We start from the raw sequence: 5,437 nt of genomic DNA, 5'->3' as shown, positions 1-5,437 counted from the left end.
GAAGTGAGGAACATTGTAGAGAAAATGTCAAGGTGATAGGTGATAGTTGATTGATGGAATTTGTCAGAATCAGGATATCCAGGATTTGAGGATTTTCAGGATTTTGATTTTTCATTTTGATTTTTCTGGTAATGGCGATCGCACTTTGGCTTTTTTAGCAAGGTGCGTTTTTTATTGTCTGAATCAGGATGTCCAGGATTTGCGGATGTACAGGATGTTGATAAACTATTACAATTACAAGCTTGTTGCTAATATTCTCTAAAATAAAACTATAAAATAAAACTATAAAATAAAACTATAATTATTTACTGATGTATAAGTTAAGTTATGTTTGCGCTGATATCACCAGAAAAAACCCAAATTCCTGCCGGTGCTGTGGTGCGGATACCTGGAACATGGGAAGAGTATCAAACTTTATGTCAACAACGGGGCGATCGCACAATTCCACGACTAAAATATCGAAATGGGGAAGTAATCATCATGTCACCTTTGCCAAAACATGGACAAGATGCTCATGTTATCGCCAGTATAATTACTACTCTACTCGATTATGTTCAGCGTGAATTTGATGCTTTTACCCCCATAACGATGGAACTCCCCGAAGAAAGTGGAATAGAAGCAGATTATTGTTTTTATATTGATAACTGGCAAGCTATATCTGGCAAAAATCGGATTATTTGGACAGTTGATCCACCACCTGATTTAGTTCTAGAAATTGACGTTACCAGTTATACTCATATCAACGATTATCTACCTTATCAAGTTCCAGAAATTTGGCTGTATAAACAAAAGCAACTGTTAATTTATCAACTTCAGCAAAACAGCTATTTACTTCAAAGCTACAGCCACTATTTCCCTCATTTTGATATACATGAGATTGTTGAACAGAGTTTACAAACTGCCTATAACCGCAATACAAGTGCAGCTATACGAGAATTGAGGAAATTTCTGAACTCTGCTGAGATAAAAAACTGAAAATACTCATCATTAATTACCAATGTTATCATTACTTAATGACATCAATCCCTGGTTAGTTGGAATGGGATTAAACGCTATTTTATTAGGGATAGTAGCGATTATTCCTAAAAAATTACTCACCCCTGCGGGAATATTCCATGCTTGGTTATTGGGTGTAATAGTTTGGGGAACACTGGGTTGGCCAGGATATCTGGTGGTAGGGTTTTATTTTATCGTCGGTTCGGGAGTTACCCGCATCGGTATGAAAGAAAAAGAAGCCCAAGGAATTGCAGAAAAACGTTCTGGTGCAAGGGGTCCTGAAAATGTGTGGGGTTCGGCGTTAATTGCGACTTTATGCGCCCTGGGAGTGTGGCTTATACCTGATTGGAAGTTTTTGCTGTGTTTGGGCTATGTAGCGAGTTTTAGCACCAAATTATCAGATACAACTGCCAGCGAAGTGGGTAAAGCCTACGGTAAGCGTACCTTTTTAATTACCACATTGCAACCTGTAGCGAGAGGTACAGAAGGGGCGGTAAGTTTAGAAGGAACTTTAGCGGGTATTATCGGATCCGTAGCGATCGCCCTTGTAGGTTGGAGTGTAAATTTAATAGATATCTTAGGAATTGTTTGGTGTGTAATAGCAGCCTTTATCGCTACCAATTTAGAAAGTGTCATTGGTGCAACATTGCAATCTAAATATACTTGGCTTACCAACGAAGTTGTCAATATCTTCAATACCCTAATTGGGGCAGTTGCAGCAATTATCCTCGCTATTATTTGGCAAATGATATTTGTTTGAAAATTTACTAAAAATTCAAAATTTTAAACAGCAAATTTGCTGTTTTGTTCATGACTATTACTACTCCAACACCATAGGAAATGTGTAAAAAATTGCATTTACTATTTATATGGTGTAGGTAATTTTTATAATTATTTATTTTTTCACTAACTAATTCATAAAATCTTTATCATCTTGAACCTTATTTTCCTACGGTTTTATCTATTATTTAATGGAAAAGTTGTATAGATTTTTAGGATTTTCCTCATATTTATTTCATGGAATCTTCATCATTTTTTACAATCAACGACGATCAAATCGACCTCTATCAAGTAGTCAAGTATTTACAGATTTCTGGTAAACTAAATCAGTTTATCAGCGATGTTCTGCGTCAATATGTCCTAGAGAAAGAACTAAAAACCAGAGATGATATAAATATCAGTACAGCATTAATTGAACAAGCAATTATTGATTTTCGGTTAAAAAATCAACTTACAGATCCTGAACAATTCCAAACATGGTTACAAAATAATGGTAGTGATTACGCTACATTTTATGAATCAGTTAGCTTTGGGTTCAAATTAGAAAAACTGAAAGCGGTAATTACCGAACCAAAATTACCAGAATACTTTATTGAAAGAAAGATTTATTTAGATCGAGTCGTACTTTCTCGGATCATGGTTAATAACCGAGAACTAGCAGAAGAATTACACACTCAAATTGAAGAAGGAAGTAGTTTTGAGCAACTAGCAAAAGAGTATTCCTTAGCAGATGAAAAAACCTTTAACGGTATGATGGGTCCCATTAGTCGGGGTAGTTTACCAGATATTTTGCGTGCGTCTGTAGATGCAGCTAACCTTGGACAATTGATAGGACCGATAGAAATAGAAGGAAATTTCAGTTTATTTAGATTAGAGAACATTCTACCAGCAACTTTAGAAAATACTCAACTAAAACAATCACTACAAAATGAGTTATTTGAAAAATGGCTAGGGGAAAAAATTCAAAACCTGACAGTAAAATTACAAGTGAGCTAAATATTCTGAACTATCAAACTTTACGAATAAATGCGCTAGATACTTTACCTTGGAAAAAACCGCCATTGTGCTGGTTGACTCCTGAACAACAAACAGAAGTAACCAATGAATTAGAAATTCGTCAATATCAACTTGGCGAAAAAATTTGGTTACAGGAAACAGGAGGATATCAGTTTTTTATTATCACTGGTAAAGTCCGTTTACGGGATGAAAAAAGTAAACCTGTAGCCACCTTAAATGATGGAGATTGGTTTGGTGATTTGCAACAGTTATTTACTAATTGTAAAGCTGTAGCTGCTAGTAAAGAAGTTGTAGTTGTGTGTTGGAACTCATCACTGTGGGAAAAATTGTCTCATCCTCAAATTGATGAATTTTGGCATGGGAAAGGTGACAGGGAACAAGTGACAGGTGACAGTGAAAACAGGGAAAAAGAAGAAATATCTACTTCACTGACGACATCTTATTTATCTTTACCTTCATCATCAAAATCTGCAATTTCTAATTATCCTTCTCACTATCCTTTTGTAGTGAGTGGAAATACTGCGGCAGCTTGTTTAACAATGGTGGCACAATATTTAAATAATAGTGTGCAACTAGAATGGGTACAACGTCAACTGCGGGGACAACGCCCCAAAAATGTGATAGAAACAGCGGAAAAGTTAGGGTTAGTTTTGCGGAAATTGCAGGTAAATTGGGGTGAATTACGACATTTATCTTTTCCGGCTTTACTATTATGGAAATCGGAAACAGTTAGCAGTTGGGTTGTAACTTATGGGATGAAAGGTAATTGTTTAATTATTGCCAATCCTCTCAATAATCAATGTGAATATCTCACCCAATCAGTAGTAGAATCTTGTTGGGATGGTAAATTATGGCAAGTAGAATTAATTTCCAAACAAGAGAAATTTAATCTTTCTTGGTTCACTCCCGCAGTTTGGAAATATCGCAAATTATTAGGTGAGGTATTACTAGCTTCCTTCACTTTACAATTATTGGGTTTAGCTTCACCATTAATTACCCAAGTCATCATTGATAAAGTGATGGTGCAGGAGAGTTTAGCTACTCTCGATGTGATGGCGATCGCCCTCTTATTAGTCGCCATATTTGAAGCTCTCCTGGGTACTCTTCGACTCTTCATTTTTACCCACACCGCACGGCGTTTAGATTTGAGTTTATCAGCCCAACTTTTTCGCCATTTAATGCGTTTACCTTTGGCTTATTTTGAATCTCGCAGAGTGGGTGATACAGTCGCCAGAGTACAGGAATTAGAACAAATTCGCCAATTTTTAACAAGTACAGCTTTAACAGTAATTCTCGATAGTATCTTTGCCGTCGTTTATTTGGGATTGATGTTTTATTACAACATTCCCCTCACTTTTGTAGCTTTAGCTGTTCTCCCATTATTTGCCACTTTAACAATTATCGCCACCCCAATTTTAAGAAATTGGCTAAACGAAACTTTTAACCGCAGTGCAGACAGTCAATCATTTTTAGTAGAGACTGTTACAGGTATTCATTCTGTTAAAGCCCATGCAGCCGAACCAGTAGCTAGAGAACGTTGGGAAGGTTTATTTGCTAAGTTTATTAGAACTGGTTTTAAAGCTTCCACTACGTCAAATATTAGCAGTAATATTGGTGATTTTCTCACTAATTTTTCTACATTGTTAATACTTTGGTTTGGTGCAAGATTAGTCATTGATCAGCAACTCACAGTAGGTCAATTAATCGCTTTTCAAATGTTATCAGGAAGAGTCACAGGACCCTTACTGCGGTTAGTGCAATTATGGCAAAATCTCCAACAAGTGCTACTTTCTGTAGATAGAATTGGCGATATTCTCAACGCTGCCCCAGAAGCAGAAGCAGGAACGGGTTTAGTATTACCACCCCTCAAAGGTGAAGTTAATTTTGAGCAGGTTTTTTTCCGTTATAGTCCTAACACCGAACCTGTATTAAAAGGCATTTCTTTTGATATCAAACCAGGACAATTTGTGGGTATTGTCGGGCGCAGTGGTTCAGGTAAAAGTACCCTTTCTAAACTGTTGCAAAGACTTTATCAAATTGAATCAGGAAGGATTTTAATTGATGGTTTTGATCTCAAAAGTTGTGATTTAGCATCTTTAAGACAACAAATTGCTGTAGTTCTCCAAGAAGACTTTTTATTTAATGGTTCTATCTTGGAAAACATCAGTTTAGGAAATCCAGATATTACCGCAGAACAAGTTGTAGAAGCTGCCAGATTAGCAGTAGCACACGATTTTATCAGTCAATTACCTTACGGTTATGAAACTAATGTAGGTGAAAGAGGAACAGCTTTATCAGGTGGACAAAGACAACGCATTGCATTAGCGAGAATGTTTCTTTCTACCGCCCCAATTTTGATTTTAGATGAAGCAACCAGCGCCTTAGATAGTGAAACAGAACAGCAAGTATTACAAAATTTGCAAAAGATTTCTGCTAACCGTACCGTGTTTTTAATTGCCCATCGTTTTGCACCTTTAAAACGTGCAGATTTAATATTAGTCATGGAAAAAGGTATTATTGCAGAACGGGGAACACACACAGGTTTATTGCAACAAAAGGGTTTATACTGGTCACTTTATCAACGACAACAGATGAATATTTAAGGGTAAGGTGACTGGGGACTGGTGACTGGGGACTGGTGACT

4 protein-coding genes are annotated in these 5,437 nt (G+C 36.6%); all 4 read left to right on the top strand.

The features are described from left to right. Window positions 1-327 precede the first annotated feature (327 nt). Window positions 328-975: a Uma2 family endonuclease gene (locus PN497_RS03400; RefSeq protein ID WP_096567246.1), complete on the top strand. Its 648-nt coding sequence runs from the start codon at window positions 328-330 to the stop codon at window positions 973-975. A 22-nt stretch (window positions 976-997) separates the two neighbouring features. Further along, window positions 998-1,756 (top strand): TIGR00297 family protein, encoded by a 759-nt coding sequence (locus PN497_RS03395; protein WP_096567244.1) that lies wholly within the window; start codon window positions 998-1,000, stop codon window positions 1,754-1,756. A 257-nt stretch (window positions 1,757-2,013) separates the two neighbouring features. After that, complete coding sequence (locus PN497_RS03390) at window positions 2,014-2,772, top strand: foldase protein PrsA (RefSeq protein ID WP_096567242.1); 759 nt, start codon at window positions 2,014-2,016, stop codon at window positions 2,770-2,772. Then, complete coding sequence (locus tag PN497_RS03385) at window positions 2,721-5,396, top strand: peptidase domain-containing ABC transporter (protein WP_096567240.1); 2,676 nt, start codon at window positions 2,721-2,723, stop codon at window positions 5,394-5,396. The genes PN497_RS03390 and PN497_RS03385 overlap by 52 nt, the downstream gene beginning before the upstream one ends. The last annotated feature ends 41 nt before the right edge of the window (window positions 5,397-5,437 follow it).

Source organism: Sphaerospermopsis kisseleviana CS-549, assembly GCF_028329225.1.
Classification (GTDB): Bacteria; Cyanobacteriota; Cyanobacteriia; order Cyanobacteriales; family Nostocaceae; genus Sphaerospermopsis; species Sphaerospermopsis kisseleviana.
The sequence above is the reverse complement of the archived record's forward strand: the minus strand, read 5'-3'. Positions and strand labels throughout refer to the sequence as shown.

What these genes read in the sequence shown, in the direction of transcription:
- PN497_RS03400 (WP_096567246.1), top strand. Translation starts at nt 328, where the DNA reads ATGTTTGCGCTGATATCACCAGAAAAAACCCAAATTCCTGCCGGTGCT.
- PN497_RS03385 (WP_096567240.1), top strand. Translation starts at nt 2,721, where the DNA reads ATGGCTAGGGGAAAAAATTCAAAACCTGACAGTAAAATTACAAGTGAG.
- PN497_RS03395 (WP_096567244.1), top strand. Translation starts at nt 998, where the DNA reads ATGTTATCATTACTTAATGACATCAATCCCTGGTTAGTTGGAATGGGA.
- PN497_RS03390 (WP_096567242.1), top strand. Translation starts at nt 2,014, where the DNA reads ATGGAATCTTCATCATTTTTTACAATCAACGACGATCAAATCGACCTC.